The sequence below is a fragment of the Pseudomonas palmensis genome (assembly GCF_017848315.1).
GTDB lineage: Bacteria > Pseudomonadota > Gammaproteobacteria > Pseudomonadales > Pseudomonadaceae > Aquipseudomonas > Aquipseudomonas palmensis.
In genome coordinates, this window is sequence record NZ_JAFKEC010000051.1 from 1 (window position 1) to 13,572 (window position 13,572).

At 61.1% G+C, this 13,572-nt stretch carries 17 protein-coding genes; 7 read left to right on the forward strand and 10 right to left on the reverse strand.

The features are described from left to right. Positions 1-81: 81 nt before the first annotated feature. Together JZZ72_RS21585 and JZZ72_RS21590 are read left to right on the forward strand one after the other, a co-directional pair. On the forward strand, positions 82-543 hold the full coding sequence (locus JZZ72_RS21585) for a hypothetical protein (protein ID WP_054888251.1): 462 nt from the start codon (positions 82-84) through the stop codon (positions 541-543). Beyond that, on the forward strand, positions 540-770 hold the full coding sequence (locus tag JZZ72_RS21590) for a metallothionein (RefSeq protein WP_016486327.1): 231 nt from the start codon (positions 540-542) through the stop codon (positions 768-770). The genes JZZ72_RS21585 and JZZ72_RS21590 overlap by 4 nt, the downstream gene beginning before the upstream one ends. 97 nt (positions 771-867) lie before the next feature. Here the strand turns inward: JZZ72_RS21590 and JZZ72_RS21595 are convergent, their stop codons facing one another. The 5 genes from JZZ72_RS21595 to JZZ72_RS21615 are packed head-to-tail and all read right to left on the reverse strand — an operon-like array spanning position 868 to position 5,172. Next, the gene (locus JZZ72_RS21595) at positions 868-1,296 is read right to left on the reverse strand and encodes a hypothetical protein (protein ID WP_016486328.1); all 429 of its coding nucleotides are present in this window, start codon (positions 1,294-1,296) and stop codon (positions 868-870) included. A gap of 27 nt (positions 1,297-1,323) precedes the next feature. Then, positions 1,324-2,283, reverse strand: coding sequence for a lysylphosphatidylglycerol synthase domain-containing protein (locus JZZ72_RS21600; protein ID WP_210015133.1), 960 nt, complete (start codon positions 2,281-2,283; stop codon positions 1,324-1,326). Beyond that, positions 2,283-3,485 (reverse strand): cardiolipin synthase ClsB, encoded by a 1,203-nt coding sequence (gene clsB, locus JZZ72_RS21605; RefSeq protein WP_210015121.1) that lies wholly within the window; start codon positions 3,483-3,485, stop codon positions 2,283-2,285. The genes JZZ72_RS21600 and clsB overlap by 1 nt, the downstream gene beginning before the upstream one ends. Next, positions 3,482-4,255 carry an endonuclease/exonuclease/phosphatase family protein gene (locus tag JZZ72_RS21610; RefSeq protein WP_210015122.1) on the reverse strand — a complete coding sequence of 258 codons (774 nt, stop codon included), beginning with the start codon at positions 4,253-4,255 and terminating at the stop codon, positions 3,482-3,484. The genes clsB and JZZ72_RS21610 overlap by 4 nt, the downstream gene beginning before the upstream one ends. Then, positions 4,252-5,172, reverse strand: coding sequence for a DUF72 domain-containing protein (locus JZZ72_RS21615; RefSeq protein ID WP_016486332.1), 921 nt, complete (start codon positions 5,170-5,172; stop codon positions 4,252-4,254). The genes JZZ72_RS21610 and JZZ72_RS21615 overlap by 4 nt, the downstream gene beginning before the upstream one ends. A gap of 164 nt (positions 5,173-5,336) precedes the next feature. Here JZZ72_RS21615 and JZZ72_RS21620 point away from each other — a divergent pair, with 164 nt between their 5' ends. Beyond that, positions 5,337-5,717, forward strand: a complete 381-nt coding sequence (locus JZZ72_RS21620; protein ID WP_016486333.1) for a low affinity iron permease family protein — start codon at positions 5,337-5,339, stop codon at positions 5,715-5,717. Positions 5,718-5,807: 90 nt separating this feature from the next. Continuing rightward, positions 5,808-5,972: a DUF6021 family protein gene (locus JZZ72_RS27880; protein ID WP_176393845.1), complete on the forward strand. Its 165-nt coding sequence runs from the start codon at positions 5,808-5,810 to the stop codon at positions 5,970-5,972. Positions 5,973-6,056: 84 nt separating this feature from the next. On the opposite strand, the gene JZZ72_RS21625 is transcribed toward JZZ72_RS27880, so the two are convergent. From JZZ72_RS21625 to JZZ72_RS21640, 4 genes are all read right to left on the reverse strand, one after another. Then, entirely contained in the window at positions 6,057-8,501 is a 2,445-nt protein-coding gene (locus JZZ72_RS21625; RefSeq protein WP_210015134.1) for a TonB-dependent siderophore receptor, read from the reverse strand. Positions 8,502-8,639: 138 nt separating this feature from the next. Next, positions 8,640-9,596 (reverse strand): FecR domain-containing protein, encoded by a 957-nt coding sequence (locus JZZ72_RS21630; protein WP_054888254.1) that lies wholly within the window; start codon positions 9,594-9,596, stop codon positions 8,640-8,642. Next, positions 9,593-10,099 (reverse strand): sigma-70 family RNA polymerase sigma factor, encoded by a 507-nt coding sequence (locus tag JZZ72_RS21635; protein WP_016486336.1) that lies wholly within the window; start codon positions 10,097-10,099, stop codon positions 9,593-9,595. The genes JZZ72_RS21630 and JZZ72_RS21635 overlap by 4 nt, the downstream gene beginning before the upstream one ends. Positions 10,100-10,261: 162 nt before the next feature. Then, entirely contained in the window at positions 10,262-10,801 is a 540-nt protein-coding gene (locus JZZ72_RS21640; protein ID WP_210015123.1) for a type 1 glutamine amidotransferase domain-containing protein, read from the reverse strand. A 167-nt stretch (positions 10,802-10,968) separates the two neighbouring features. Between JZZ72_RS21640 and JZZ72_RS21645 the strand changes: the two genes are divergently transcribed. The 3 genes from JZZ72_RS21645 (at position 10,969) to JZZ72_RS21655 (ending at position 13,293) form a co-directional block, all read left to right on the forward strand. Further along, positions 10,969-11,211 (forward strand): hypothetical protein, encoded by a 243-nt coding sequence (locus tag JZZ72_RS21645; protein WP_016486338.1) that lies wholly within the window; start codon positions 10,969-10,971, stop codon positions 11,209-11,211. Then, positions 11,208-12,005 carry an exodeoxyribonuclease III gene (gene xth, locus JZZ72_RS21650; protein ID WP_054888256.1) on the forward strand — a complete coding sequence of 266 codons (798 nt, stop codon included), beginning with the start codon at positions 11,208-11,210 and terminating at the stop codon, positions 12,003-12,005. The genes JZZ72_RS21645 and xth overlap by 4 nt, the downstream gene beginning before the upstream one ends. A 163-nt stretch (positions 12,006-12,168) precedes the next feature. After that, positions 12,169-13,293, forward strand: a complete 1,125-nt coding sequence (locus JZZ72_RS21655; RefSeq protein WP_210015124.1) for a sensor histidine kinase — start codon at positions 12,169-12,171, stop codon at positions 13,291-13,293. A 5-nt stretch (positions 13,294-13,298) separates the two neighbouring features. On the opposite strand, the gene JZZ72_RS21660 is transcribed toward JZZ72_RS21655, so the two are convergent. Beyond that, the gene (locus tag JZZ72_RS21660) at positions 13,299-13,547 is read right to left on the reverse strand and encodes a hypothetical protein (RefSeq protein ID WP_080641017.1); all 249 of its coding nucleotides are present in this window, start codon (positions 13,545-13,547) and stop codon (positions 13,299-13,301) included. Between the last annotated feature and the right edge of the window lie 25 nt (positions 13,548-13,572).

A 13,572-nucleotide genomic window follows, 5' to 3' on the forward strand; every position in this document is an offset into this window, starting at 1 on the left:
GGGTGGGGGGCTGGCAGAAACTCTGAATCATTTGCCGCTGGGGAGGGTCGACCGAGTGAAGCCCACAGACGGAGAACGTTCATGTCCACACCCGATGACCCAAGACCGCCCATTGAGATCGACGACACCGAGGACCGCATGGGCAGCGTCCACGAGCTGGATTTCAGCGAACGCCGCGATGAACGCCAGGGGCGTGTCGGCGACGAGCGACCGGCGCGGGAGATCGCCGAGGATTATCCGCCCCGGCGTGTCGCCGAAAGCGGGATGACCGGCGGCGAGGCGCTGAGCGACAGCCTGCACGAGGACAATGTCACCCTCGATGACCTGAGCCCCGATACGCTGCTCGATGAGACCGGTGCCCGCGATCCGGATGAGCCTGGCAGCGGCGGCCCGGCGGACAAGACCTTGCGCCAGGTGCAGGCCCACGAGATCGGTGGTGGGTTCGGCCTGGACGAGGCCGAACTGGCTCGCTCCGCGCCGCTGGACGGCGAGCTGTGGACCGATGACGTGGTACCCGATGACGAAGGGAGAGAGCCGAGATGAACGAGCAACGCTGTTCCTGCACCCATTGTTCTTGCACAGTGGATGCCAATGCTGTGGTCCAGGATGGCAAGGCCTATTGCTGCGAAGCCTGTGCGAAGGGCCATCGCAACGGCGAGCCCTGTCGTATGAGCGACTGCAAGTGTGGTGAGTTGGCTGAGTCGAAAGAATCCAATGTCGATAATGCACTGGATGAAACATTCCCGGCGAGCGATCCGATTTCGCCATGAGGCCCAGTGGCTGACAGATGTGAGACGGGAGAGCGACAGGACGTTGTTCAGATCATGTGGAAACTCACCCGTCACGCATCTGGTTTGAGTTACGCCCTCAATGGGTCTGCCAGACACCGTTGTTGCGTTCGCAATCGCTACGTGCCTGGCCCAAGCCAGGGGTGTCGTAGTAGTAGGTGATGATCCGCGCATCCTTGGGTAGTGCAGGGCGGGTGGCAGGCTCATCACGCCCAGCGGCATCGGGGTTGGCCAGCGTCTCCTGCGTCAGAGGCGCGATGCAGCTGCCAACGCTGCCGTCGGGGCAACGCTCCACCCGACGCTTCTGGCTGTTCAACATTTCCTTGCTTTCGTTGCTGCACGACCAGGCAATCGCCTCAGCGGGCATGTTGCCGTAGCTGTAACAGGTGTGTTGCTGCACCGGTTTGACCGCCTCGCTGGATGAGCGGGTGACCACGTCGCAACCTTCGGCCAGCACCTGCCCGCTGCTCAGGGTGCCCAGCATTGCCATGTACAGAGCGAATCGCATGATATACCTCCCGGGCACCAGGGCCCGTCAGCGCTTGTCGAGGGCTGCCCTGGCCTGTCTGCGCAAGGCCTTGGCACGCTTTTCGAGGATCAGGTAGGTCACCACCGCCATTAGCAGCGGGATCAGGTAGTACAACGTCCGATAGCCGAGCAGTGCGGCCACCAGGGTGCCTTGGCCTAGCTGGCCGTGGAGCAGCGCCAGGAATACGGCTTCCAGTACGCCGAGTCCGGCAGGAATGTGAGCGACCACGCCGGCGACGCAACTGATCAGCAACACACCCAGCACCGAGGGATAGAACAGCTCAGGGGGCAACAGCAGGTGAATCAGCGCTGCCATCAGCGCCCAGTTGCTTGCGCCCAGCGCCACCTGGCAGAGGGCCATACGCAGGCTCGGCAGAGTGACTTCGTGCCCGCGCAGCGCCCACGTGCGCCGCGTGGCGAAGGCACAGGCGCACAGGTATGCCAACGCTACCGCCACCATCAATACGCCGATCAGGCGCAGGCCGCTGGCACCCACCGCCCAGCTTTCCGGCAGTTTCACAAAGCTCAGGGCGAATACCGTACCGGCCAGCAGCAGGTAGCCCATCCAGTTGGTCAACAGCCCCAAGGTGATGATGCGGGTGATGGTTGGGGTATCCAGGCCCAGCCGGCTGTACAGGCGATAACGCAGGGCAACGCCACCGACCCAGGTGGTGAAGTTGAGGTTGAACGCATAGCAGACGAACGCTACCGGCAGTACCTGTCGGGCCGGCAGGTGGTGGCCTGTGTAGGCGCGGGCGAGCAGGTCGTAGCTGGCGAATACCAGGTAGCTGCACAGGGCCAGCAGCAACCCCAAGGCCAGGGTCGAGGGCCGGTACGCCAGCAGCGACTGGCGGACTTCGTTCCAGTCCAGGTTACGTGCCAGGGTGAACAGCAGTACCGGTATCAACACCAGGAACAGCACGGTCAGCAAGCGCTTGCCCCAGGTCTTCCAGCGTGAAGTGGCCATCATGTCTTGCCCCCATGGTAGTCGGCCGAGGCCTCGCCGTCGCCTTGCAGCGACTGCAGGCGCTGCCGGTGCGCCGGAAACCAGCCGGCGATCCGCGGGAAATAGCGCGTGATGTGGAAGCCCAGAAAGATCAGCGGGGCACGCCACCAGTAGCCGCGCACCATGCGCTCCAGCGTCACGGTCTTGCAGTGCTCCCGGCTCAGTTCGGTCAAGTGCTGGTACAGGTGTTCGTTGAACGCGGGGTCGCGAATCAGCAGGTTGGCCTCAAGGTTGAACGACAGGCTCAGGGGGTCGAGGTTGCTTGAGCCTACGGTGGACCAGTCATTGTCCACCAACGCAACCTTGCCATGGAGCGGCCGCTGGCAGTACTCATGGATGCGCACGTCGTCGCGCAACAGGTAGTTGTAGAGCAGCCGCGAGAGCGCGCGTACCCAGCGCATGTCCGGTTGCCCCTGGAGGATCAGCGTCACCTCGACCCCGCGCCGGGCGGCGTTGCGCAGTTCGCGCAGCAAGCGGTAGCCCGGGAAGAAGTAGGCGTTGGCCACGACGATACGATGCCTTGCTTCACGGAAAACCTGCAGGTAGCAGGCTTCGATATCGTTGCGATGGCGCTGGTTGTCGCGCTCCACCAGCACGGCGCTCGTCGGGCCTGAAGCGATGCCGCCCGGCTGAACCCTGCTGGCGGCATCCAGCACCGGTGCGAGCATGCGGCAGGAAGAAGCATGCACCTGGGCCACCACCGGGCCGACGACCTCCACGGCGTAGTCCTGCTTGGCCTGTGGGCCGAAGTCATCCAGGTGGTCGGCACTGTAATTGATGCCGCCAATGAAGGCGCGTTGCCCGTCGATCACCAGGATCTTGCGGTGCAAGCGGCGAAACAGGTTGGTGCGCATGCCCACCAGCCGTGGTTGCGGATCGAAGGAATGGAAACGCACCCCGGCCTCGGTCATCGACGAGATGAAATCGTCAGGCAGGTCGGCGGTGCCGTAGCCGTCCACCGCCACCTCGACCCGCACCCCGCGCCGCGCGGCATCGATCAGGGCGTGGCGCAAGGGTTGACCGACCTTGTCGTCGTAAATGATGAAAGTTTCCAGGAGGATTTCCTCGCGTGCCTGGGCCATGGCCTCGAATACGCGGGGGTAATACTGCTCGCCGTTTATCAGCAACTCGACGCGGTTGCCGTCGCACCAATTCAGTTTCATAGCGTCACCTGCGCCACCAGCGGGGCATGGTCGGAGAGGTGGGACCATGGGTATCTGGACAACACCCGTGCTTCGCAAGCTTGTGCGTTACGCAGGTAGATGCGGTCCAGCCGCAGCATCGGCAAGCGCGCGGGAAAGCTGCGTGCCGGCTTGCCGAAAGCTTCCACCAGGTGGCCCGACAGCCGCGCATCTGCTTTCAGGCGCCAATCGTTGAAGTCGCCGGCGACGATGACCGGCTCATCCGGCGGCAGGCTGTCCAGCAATGTCAGCAGCAGGCCGACCTGACGCTGACGATGCTCCTCACGCAGGCCCAGGTGTACGCAGACGGTGTGCACCTGTTCATGGCCCGGCACTTCCAGCTGGCAATGCAGCACGCCCCGTTCTTCGTTGCCATGGACCGAAACATCCAGGTTGTCATGGGCACGGATGGGGAACTTGGACAGCAGGGCGTTGCCATGGTCGCCATGGGGGTAGACCGCATTGCGGCCATAGGCGAACTGCGGCCACATGCTGTCGGCGAGGAATTCGTACTGGGGTGTCTGTGGCCACTTGGGATGGCGCTCGGCATGATGGTGATGAGTGCCGTGCACCTCCTGGAGAAACACCAGGTCGGCGCCGGTCGAGCGTACCGCCTCGCGCAGCTCCGGCAAAATGAAGCGGCGGTTGAACAGGGTGAAGCCTTTGTGCACGTTGAGGGTCAGTACCGTCAGGCGATGTACGGCGGTGACCTTGTCGATGATGCAGCGGGGGGCGGGCAGTGTCGGGTTCATAGCGGCTCCTGCGGCTCGACGCCTGGTTCGGTCACCAACTCGCCGTCAAGGCCTAGCTTGTCCAGCAGGCGGCGGGCATCGTAGGGGGCGTGGACTTTCTGGTCGTTGTCGAAGTAGCAGTAGACGTCACGGGAGGTGCGTTTTGCCGGAGCGCGGCGCACCACACGCTGAGCATCCTCAGGCTGGCTGCCCGCAGCCCAGGCCTGGATGCGCAGGCGCCAGCGGCGCAGCGCCCTGGCCGTGTAGCCGCTGCTGTACAGTTCGACATCGCCATGCAGGCGCAGGTACACGAACTCGGCCGTGACCTCTTCGACATAGGGCCATTTGCCGGCGCTGTCGGCGACCACCAGGGCAACCTTGTGCTTGCGTAGCAGGTCGATGAAGGTGTCGCAGAGGAAGCTGGGGTGGCGGATTTCCACGGCGTGGCGCAAGCGCGCATTACCCGGCACGGCCGTGCCGCCGTTGCCTTGCAGGCGTTCGGCGGCGTGGTGCGCAAGGCTGCGGGCGGCTTTGCGGTCGCGTGGCAGCTTGGCCAGAAAGTCGCTGAAGCGCTGCGCGTCGAATTTCAGATTCGGGGGAAACTGCCACAGGAAGGGGCCCAGCTTGTCACCCAGCAGCAAGGGGCCCGACGCGAAGAAGTTGGCAAGCGCCTCGTCGATTTCGCGCAGCCTGCGTACGTGGGTGATGTAGCGCGGCGCCTTGACAGAGAACACGAACCCCTCCGGTGTCTCGTCACGCCACTTGGCATAGCGCTCGGGCGTTTGCAGTGCGTAGAACGAACCGTTGATTTCGATGCTGTTGACTGCCCGCGAGGCAAACGCCAGCTCGTCGTCCTGGCGCAGCCCCTCGGGGTAGAAGTCCTTGCGCCATGGGCCATAGCGCCAACCGGAAATTCCGATGCGGATCTCGCTCACCATAAGTCCCTGCGCTCCTGTATGTAACAGTAGCGACAGGAACCGGGACCGGATTGTTCAGTGCGATTGACGAGTGGATGGCCATGCAAAAGGGAACTTTACCGGTGTTGCAATCCTCCACCGGATGCCTGGGTTCCACTGAGGTACACCATGAAGGAGGCTCAGCCATGAAGTTTGATCGGTTTGCACAATGGCTAGCCAACCATAGCGGGCGGCCGTTGACGTTCGTTATTGCCTTTATGCTGATCATTGCCTGGGGCGTAAGCGGGCCCTTGTTTCATTTCAACGACACCTGGCAGTTGGTCATCAATACATCGACCACGATCATCACGTTCCTGATGGTGTTCCTGATCCAGAATACCCAAAACCGTGATAGCGACGAGTTGCACATCAAACTTGACGAACTGTTGCGCACTACCCAACGGGCGCACAAGGCGTTGCTCGACCTTGAAGATATGGGGCCAGCTGAACTCCATGCGCTTCGTAAGCGATACCAGCAACTGGGGGAGCACGACGAAGCGGGGCCAGGCAGGGAGGACTCCCATTGACGTGTTCAAGATCAAGCCACGACATTGTTCAGACAGGGCAAGGCCGTGACGGTGAACAAACCACATTTCTCACACTTCGGAGACTAGATGATGAACAAACCCGACGATCAGCGGCAGAAAGGCCCCCATTCTTCCGATCATGCAACAACTGATCAGGACTTGGGTTTCGACCCGGACTCCCCTGATCTGGACGACCCTCAAGTGGACCCCCAAGGCCCCGCGAAAGCACCAAGGGACGTGGAAAAGAAACCGTGAGCCAAGCTACCGTGGACGCATGTCTGCCGCACATGGCATCCATCTGTTGCCCCGGCTGTTCAAGAGCCGGGGGCAGCACAGCTATCAGAATGTGTACTTCAGCGACAGCATCAGGTTGCGTGGCTCACCGTAAACGTTGCTCGGCACCGCGACAGAGTTGCTGAGGGCGTTGTAGTACTTCTTGTCGAACGCGTTGTTAAGGTTGACGCGCGCATCGATGTGTTCGGTCGGCTTGAACCCCAACATGAAGTCCACCAAGGTGTAGCCATCCTGCTCGATCATGAAGGTGGTGTTCTTGTTGTAGATTCGATTCTGGTGATAAAGGGAGGCTCCGACACGCCACTGGTTGTATTGACCCGGCAGTGTGTAGGACGTGCTCATCTTGAACAGATGGCGGGGTATGTCGGTGTCGAACAGACGGCCCTCGTTTTCTTTCTTGGTATCCTTGACATACTTGGCCTCGGCAAAAGTATAACCGGCAGCCAGTTGCCAATCAGGCGTCAATTGGCCCTGTACCTCCAGCTCTATGCCCTTGCTGCGCACTTTGCCTGCCGCCTCGTAGCACGGGGTAGTCGGGGCAGTAGGGCAACCGTCGGTAAACGATTTCGCACGGTTTTCCTGGTCGATCTGGAAGAGGGCAGCCGATGCGTTCAGTGCCCCGTCGAAGTATTCACCCTTGATGCCCAGTTCATGGTTTTTTCCGGTGATCGGCGCAATGATGTTTTCGGAAGCATCCTTGTAGTTCTGGGGTTTGAAGATATCGGTGTAGCTCACATACACGCTGTGATGCTCGTCGATGTCATAGATCAGGCCGGCGTACTTGGTGACATGCCGGGTGACTTTCAGCTCGCTCGGGGCGGTGCTTTTGTAGGGCGAGGTGGTGGTGTTGTCGTACCAGTCCAGGCGGCTGCCCAGGATCAGCTTCAGCGGGTCGGCCAGGCTCAGGCGTGTGGTGGCATAAACGCTGTTGAGCTTGGCGTTGGTGTTCTGCCAGCCGTACTTGTCCTGGCTCGGCGGTTTTGGTGTGGCGCCAGCATCCCAGTTGTAGAGGTCGATGTTGCTGTTCAGCAAGATGTTGTAGGGCACATCACCGTTGAACACCACCCGCCGGTGGCTGGCGCCGACCACCAGTTCGTGGTCTCGGTCCATCAGGCGAAACGGGCCGCTGGCATAGGCGTCGAAGCTGTTCTGGGTTTCCCGATAGTGCCCCGCGCCGACGAACTGGTTATAGGCCTGGGTGGTGGTGTTAGCGACCAGATAGGTGCCCAGCATGTCGAGGTCGGCCCAGGTTTTGGTGGCCGAGAGGTTGAGCTTCCAGCCATTGTCCAGAATGTGGTCCAGTGCCGCGTAGGCAGAGGTGCTGGTCTTGTCCCAATACTCCCAGTCGCTGCTCAGCGAAGTAGAGCGTGACAAATGCAGGTCGCTGCCGTCAAAGCCCACCGGCAGGCCGGTCCAGCCGTTGCCATTGTTGTTGTCTTGCTGGCGCGATGCACTCAGGGTCAAGGTGGTGCTGTCGTCCAGGTCGGCCTCCAGGATGCCGTAGAACAGGTTGCGTTCGTTTTCCAGTGTGTCTCGGTAGCTGTTGCCGGTCTGATATGCCGTCACCATTCTGCCGCGAACGGTTCCGCTGTCGTTGAGCGCGCCGGAGACATCGACCTCGGTGCGGTAACGGTCCCAACTGCCCATGCTGCCTTCGATGCTGGCCTGGAACTCGCGCGTCGGCCGCTTGCGGATCAGGTTGATCGACGCCGCAGGGTTGCCCGCACCCTGCATCAGGCCGGTGGCACCGCGCACGACTTCGACCCGGTCATACATGGCCATGTCGGCCGACAGCAGGTCCTGGGATACCTGTGAGCTGTCCAGGCTGGTGGGCAGGCCGTCGTACATGATGTTATCGAGGGAAAACCCCCGGGCGTAGTACGAGGATCGTTCGGGGCCAGTCCGGCGCAGGGTGAGCCCAGGAGTGTTCTGCACCACCTCGTTGAGGTTGGCGAGGTTCTGGTCCTCGATGCGTTGGCGCGTGATGACCGTGACCGATTGTGGCGTCTCGCGCAGGGACAATGGCAGTTTGGTCGCCGTCTGCGCTGAACGTGAGGTGTACGAACCTGTGCCTTCGGTGGTGCCAGACAGCAGTGCGCCGGTTACGGTAGTCGCCCCCAGTTCCAGGGCACCTTCGCTGTCCGCTGCCACTTCTATGATGTAGCTGTCCTCACCCTTGAGCACGCGCAGGCCGGTGCCGGTCAGCAACTGGGCGAGGCCATCGCTCACCGAGTAGGTGCCGCTGAGCCCCGCGGTATGTTTGCCAGCGGTCAATTGTGCGTCTGCGGACAGCAAGATGCCGGACTGGCTTGCGAAACGGTTCAGCGCCTGATCAAGGCCCCCAGCCGGGATGGCGTAATGGCGTGTCTGTTCACTTGCGTAGGCCAGTGCGGCAGGCATGGCAAGCAATAAAGGGGCGCCGCCGAGCAAGCTGGCAAGCAGGATGTGGCGGGTCAGCCGTGAACGGGTTGGCGTGGGCAGGTGCGACACTCTGAACGATCCTCTTGAGAAGGCTTGTTGATGGGTTTCAAGAGGTATCCCGTACAACTCGACCAAAACGACAACACCGCACAAACTCTTTTTTGCCATTCCAGGCTGGCAGCAAACGGCCAGCAGTCTTGTGCGTTTCTAAGCCGGGCTGACATTGACCCAGAAGCGCGTCAATCTCTGTATTTTTACGGGCAGCGACTGCTGAACTGCCATCAGCACGCGGTCGGTGTCTGCCAAGGGAAACACCCCCGTCAGTGGCAACTGCGCTACAGCGGGGTCGCAGCGAAGCACACCGGGACGATGGCGAGCCAGCTCGGCGACGAAGTGCCCCAGCGGCATGCGCTCGGCGATCAAGCGGCCGTCTAGCCAGGCGATGGTGTTGAGGTTGGCTGGCCCGAGGTCGCCGAGGCGATTGGCGGAAAACCAGCGACTTTGTCCTGCGTGAAGGCGGCTGGCGGGCGACTGCCGCGGACGCAGCTCCAGCTCGCCTTCAAACAGCTCGACGTGGCTGCCATCCTCACGCTGGTACACGGAAAAGCGTGTGCCCAACGCCTGGATTTCTCCCGCTGCAGTTTCAACGATCAGCGGGCGATGCGCCGGGTCATGACCACTTTCAAGCAACAACTCCCCAGCGAGCAGGCAAATGCGCCGTTCCGACGCGTTGTACCGGATATCAACCGCAGTGCCGCTGTTCAGGCTAAGTTGGCTGCCATCGTCCAGCGAGCGTTGCAAGCGTTCGCCAGTGCCGCTGCGCAGGTCTGCCGTGGCTTCGCGCCAAGGGGATTGTGAATGGACCAGATAGCCGCTCCCGCCGGCCAACAGCAGCGTGCCGAGCAGCTTGAGCGCCTGCCGACGACGCGCATCGGGCAGCTCGCGCAGCACCCCTAGTGCTGTATCCGCTGGGACACCGCTCAGGGTACTTTGCAGGCGCTCCAGGCGTCGCCATGCGCGATCGTGCTCCGGGTCCGCGGCGCGCCATTCAAGAAAGCGCTGCTGTTGCGCCGCTTCGAACTCACCGCTCCATTGCAGCATGAGCCAATGGCTGGCCTGCTCGACGATTGCGGGGGAGAGGGGGGCTTCGCTGACGTTCTTCATTCAGCGTACAGGACCTGATAGCAGGCAGTGATGGCGCGGAGCATGTACTTTTGCACCGAGCTGACGCTGACGTCCAGCCGCGCTGCGATCTGTGTGTAGGTCAGCCCTTCAAATTGCGACAGCAGGAATGCCTCGCGTACCTTTGCAGGCATCTTGTCGAGCATGGCGTCGATCTGCATCAGGGTTTCGATCACGATCGCGCGGGTTTCCAGTGACGGCGTTTCTGGCTCGGGCAGGGCGGCGATGCTCTCCAGATACGCTTGGTGGATACGCTGGCGACGCCACTGGTCTATGACCAGATTGCGGGCGATCTGCACCAGGAATCGACGGCCGTCGCGCTGTTCCGGCAGGCGGCGGGTTACCAGCAGGCGCAGGAAAGTGTCCTGAGCGATGTCCGCCGCCCGCTCGCGATCACCCAGGCGGTGGCGCAGCCAGCCTTGCAGCCAGCCGTGGTGGTCGCGATACAGGCTGTCGATGGGTTGCAGTGGGGCGTCGATGGGCACTTCACCTTTCCGCTAATCAGATGCATATGGGAATTAATCGCGATTGTAAGGTGGTGGGCCGGTTTTGCAAACCGTTGCAGCAACCGTCAAGTGATTGCATGCAAACGGCGCTGGCGTGTTGAACTGGCAAACCAGGTATTTGCCAGTTCACGGGTCGGGCAGCTAGCCAGCAAGGGCCCTGATCAATTGCTCGCTTAAGGCGGGGATATCATCCGGCTTGCGGCTAGTGATCAGGTTGCCGTCCACCACTACCTCTTCATCGACCCAGTCACCACCTGCATTGCGGATATCATCCTGCAATGTCTGGTAACTGGTCATCCGTTTGCCCTTGGCCAGTCCACTCGACACCAGCAGCCAGGCGCCGTGGCAGATCACCGCCAGCGGCTTGCTGGCCGAGTTGTGGCTTTTCACCAGTTTCTGGGCGCCAGGTATCAGGCGGATGGTGTCGGAATTCTGTACCCCACCCGGTAGCACAATGGCATCGTAAAGGTCGAGGTGGGCGCTGTCGAACGTCGCGTCCACCGCAAACTCGTCGGCCGGCTTGTCATGGTTCCAGCCGCGGACAGTGCCTTCCTTGTCACTCAGGATGTCGATCACGGCCCCGTTTTTCTCCAAGGCTTCACGCGGTCCGGTCAACTCCACTTGTTCGAAGCCATCGGTGACCAAAAAGGCTACGCGCTTGCCACTCAGTTTTGCACTCATCGTTCTATCTCCGTTTTCGCCAGGTGTGGATGTGGGACGTCTCGGAAGGGGTGAGAAGTTCCAATGCACTGCTTCAGCGGTAGGGAGGCTGACCGGCTGACCGTTGCAGTTGAACAATTGCGCGGGGCCTGGGCTCTCACTAGCAGGGATAGAACGAGGCGGCCGTCATGAGCATCGAACGCAGCATTCCTGAACTTGAAGCCTGGTACGCGCAGTACGACGACATCAGCTACCGGCGCGAATCGCCGGATGCCTACCACCACGAACTGGTTCGCACCGCCGAGGCGCTGCGGGACGACGGCGCGATTGACTGGGATGACTGGTTGGCGCTGAAGGCACTGGCCGACGAGGCACATATACGGGCACTGGAGGATGCCGTACAGGCTCACGTGAGCGACCCTGACGCATGAAAGCGCTGAAGATCGCCACCTTCAATATCAATGGCATCCGCAGCCGCCTGCCCGCGCTCTTGGCCTGGCTGGAGCGGGAGCAACCGGACATTGCCTGCTTGCAGGAGCTGAAGGCGGCCGATCAGCAGTTTCCGCGCCAGGCCATCGAAGCGGCAGGTTATGGCTGCCTGTATCAGGGGCAACCCTCCTGGAATGGCGTGGCGATCCTGGCGCGCGATAGCGAGCCGCTGGAGGTACGTCGCGGGCTGCCCGGCATGCAGGACGATCAGCAGAGCCGCTATCTGGAGGCTGCGGTGCACGGTGTATTGGTTAGCTGCCTTTACATGCCCAATGGCAACCCGCAACCTGGCCCCAAGTTTGATTACAAACTGCGCTGGTTCGAGTGCCTGATCAAGCATGCCCAAACACTGCAGGGCAGCAGCCACCCTGCGGTGTTGGCGGGCGATTTCAATGTTGTGCCGACCGATCTGGACATCTATAACCCGCGCTCATGGCTCAAGGACGCGCTGCTGCAACCTGAATCGCGGGCGTGTTTCCAACAATTGCTGGCGCAGGGCTGGGTCGATGCTGTTCGTCACCTGTATCCCGAGCAGCGCATCTACACGTTCTGGGACTATTTTCGCAATCATTGGGCGCGCAATGCCGGGCTGCGCATTGATCATCTGCTGCTCAACCCCAGTCTCAGCCCTTATCTGAAGCGGGCGGGTGTGGATGCCTGGGTGCGCAACGAAGCCAAGGCCAGTGATCATGCACCGGTCTGGATCCAGTTGAGCGGGCGTCGCCAGCAGCGCTAGCTGCCAGCGCAGATGCCCGCTGGAACGGGCGGATTGGAAAGGCCTCTGGGCACACATCGGGAAAGTTACACGCACTTCACCTCATCGCGTTCATCTTCAGTCATCAGCGTCGTCTATGCTGATCATTCACCCATGATGCTTGCGATTACACCGAGGACCCGACGTGCGGCTCTATGCGTTCATTACACAGCACATCGAGCTCATTCTCGAGGCTTTTGAGGATTTTGCTCGCACCGTCGAGACCCCTATGCCGGATCTTGATGCTGCAGGCCTGCGTAACCACGCTGAAGCCATGTTGCGAACCGTTGCACTGGACATGGCATCCTCACAGACAGCCCGCCAGCAGTTTGAGAAGTCTCGAGGCATGCAGGCAACGAGCTCGGTCGAAACAGCCGCTCAGGCCCATGCTGTTACCCGGCTGAGTGCCGGGTTCACGCTTGATCAAGTGGTCGCAGAGTATCGTGCGCTGCGCGCAAGTGTGCTGCGTCTTTGGTTTGCGCAGCAGAGGGCTGATGAACCCCATGCTATCGATGATATGGTTCGTTTCAACGAGGCCATTGATCAAGCCTTGAGCGAATCCATCACCTCGTACGGCATCGCGGTGGAGACAACACGGAAACTGGTACTGGGTGTACTTGGGCATGATCTACGAACGCCGATGACGGCAGCCCTTCTGGGCGCCGAGATGTTGAGCCGTAAAGGTCAGCTGAACGAGCGCGACCGAAAAATTGCAGACCAGATTGCGGCCAGTGTGACACGATCCAGGCAAATCGTGACTGATCTACTCGATCTCGCCAAAGCGAACCTGGGGACTGGCATACCCATCCAGAAAGAACCTGTCGACCTTTCCCAGGTGTGCCATACGCTTGTGGACGAGCTTCGCATTTCCCGCACTGAGATCACAGTTGTCCTGAAGGGCGGCCAGCAAGCATTTGGCCAGTTTGACGTCACCCGGATGGGGCAGGTGTTTTCCAACCTGATAGCCAATGCGTTTCACCACGGTGATCATGCCAGGCCCATCACCGTAACACTGACCCAACGCCCTGAGGCAGTCGAGTTCAGCGTACATAACTGGGGCAAACCCATTGCGCCGGATGTTGTGCCTCATCTATTCAACCCTCAGGCCAGGTACTCCCGATTGGCGTCGGAACATCACGAGGCATCCGGTGGGCTGGGTCTTGGCCTGTTCATCGTCGGCGAGATCGTGGCCCGGCATGGGGGGGCTATCGACGTGGCATCCAACTCGTCATCGGGCACCACCTTCCGCGTATCCCTGCCCCTGGCATGAGCTGGTCACGCCGTCGCTTCCAGTTGCGTATTTTTTCGCCAGCCTCGCAGGTTCATGGCACAGAGGCAGAATTGCAGGATGATCAATGCCCAGGCTTCAGCTTGCCAGCCCCAGACGGCCCACAACACGTTGCTTGCGATAAAACAACAGAAACCTGCCTTCCTCCGCCCCGGACGGCGCGAACCGATGCACCACGCTGCCAGCACAGTCATCAACATCGCAGGCCATTCAAGTAACCCAATCCAGTATTCCATGACACCTTCCGACTGATGATGGGGT

What these genes read in the sequence shown, in the direction of transcription:
- JZZ72_RS21645 (WP_016486338.1), top strand. Translation starts at nt 10,969, where the DNA reads ATGAGCATCGAACGCAGCATTCCTGAACTTGAAGCCTGGTACGCGCAG.
- clsB (WP_210015121.1), bottom strand. Translation starts at nt 3,485, where the DNA reads ATGAAACTGAATTGGTGCGACGGCAACCGCGTCGAGTTGCTGATAAAC.
- JZZ72_RS21660 (WP_080641017.1), bottom strand. Translation starts at nt 13,547, where the DNA reads ATGGAATACTGGATTGGGTTACTTGAATGGCCTGCGATGTTGATGACT.
- JZZ72_RS21640 (WP_210015123.1), bottom strand. Translation starts at nt 10,801, where the DNA reads ATGAGTGCAAAACTGAGTGGCAAGCGCGTAGCCTTTTTGGTCACCGAT.
- xth (WP_054888256.1), top strand. Translation starts at nt 11,208, where the DNA reads ATGAAAGCGCTGAAGATCGCCACCTTCAATATCAATGGCATCCGCAGC.
- JZZ72_RS21590 (WP_016486327.1), top strand. Translation starts at nt 540, where the DNA reads ATGAACGAGCAACGCTGTTCCTGCACCCATTGTTCTTGCACAGTGGAT.
- JZZ72_RS21615 (WP_016486332.1), bottom strand. Translation starts at nt 5,172, where the DNA reads ATGGTGAGCGAGATCCGCATCGGAATTTCCGGTTGGCGCTATGGCCCA.
- JZZ72_RS21600 (WP_210015133.1), bottom strand. Translation starts at nt 2,283, where the DNA reads ATGGCCACTTCACGCTGGAAGACCTGGGGCAAGCGCTTGCTGACCGTG.
- JZZ72_RS21585 (WP_054888251.1), top strand. Translation starts at nt 82, where the DNA reads ATGTCCACACCCGATGACCCAAGACCGCCCATTGAGATCGACGACACC.
- JZZ72_RS21610 (WP_210015122.1), bottom strand. Translation starts at nt 4,255, where the DNA reads ATGAACCCGACACTGCCCGCCCCCCGCTGCATCATCGACAAGGTCACC.
- JZZ72_RS27880 (WP_176393845.1), top strand. Translation starts at nt 5,808, where the DNA reads ATGAACAAACCCGACGATCAGCGGCAGAAAGGCCCCCATTCTTCCGAT.
- JZZ72_RS21630 (WP_054888254.1), bottom strand. Translation starts at nt 9,596, where the DNA reads ATGAAGAACGTCAGCGAAGCCCCCCTCTCCCCCGCAATCGTCGAGCAG.
- JZZ72_RS21620 (WP_016486333.1), top strand. Translation starts at nt 5,337, where the DNA reads ATGAAGTTTGATCGGTTTGCACAATGGCTAGCCAACCATAGCGGGCGG.
- JZZ72_RS21595 (WP_016486328.1), bottom strand. Translation starts at nt 1,296, where the DNA reads ATGCGATTCGCTCTGTACATGGCAATGCTGGGCACCCTGAGCAGCGGG.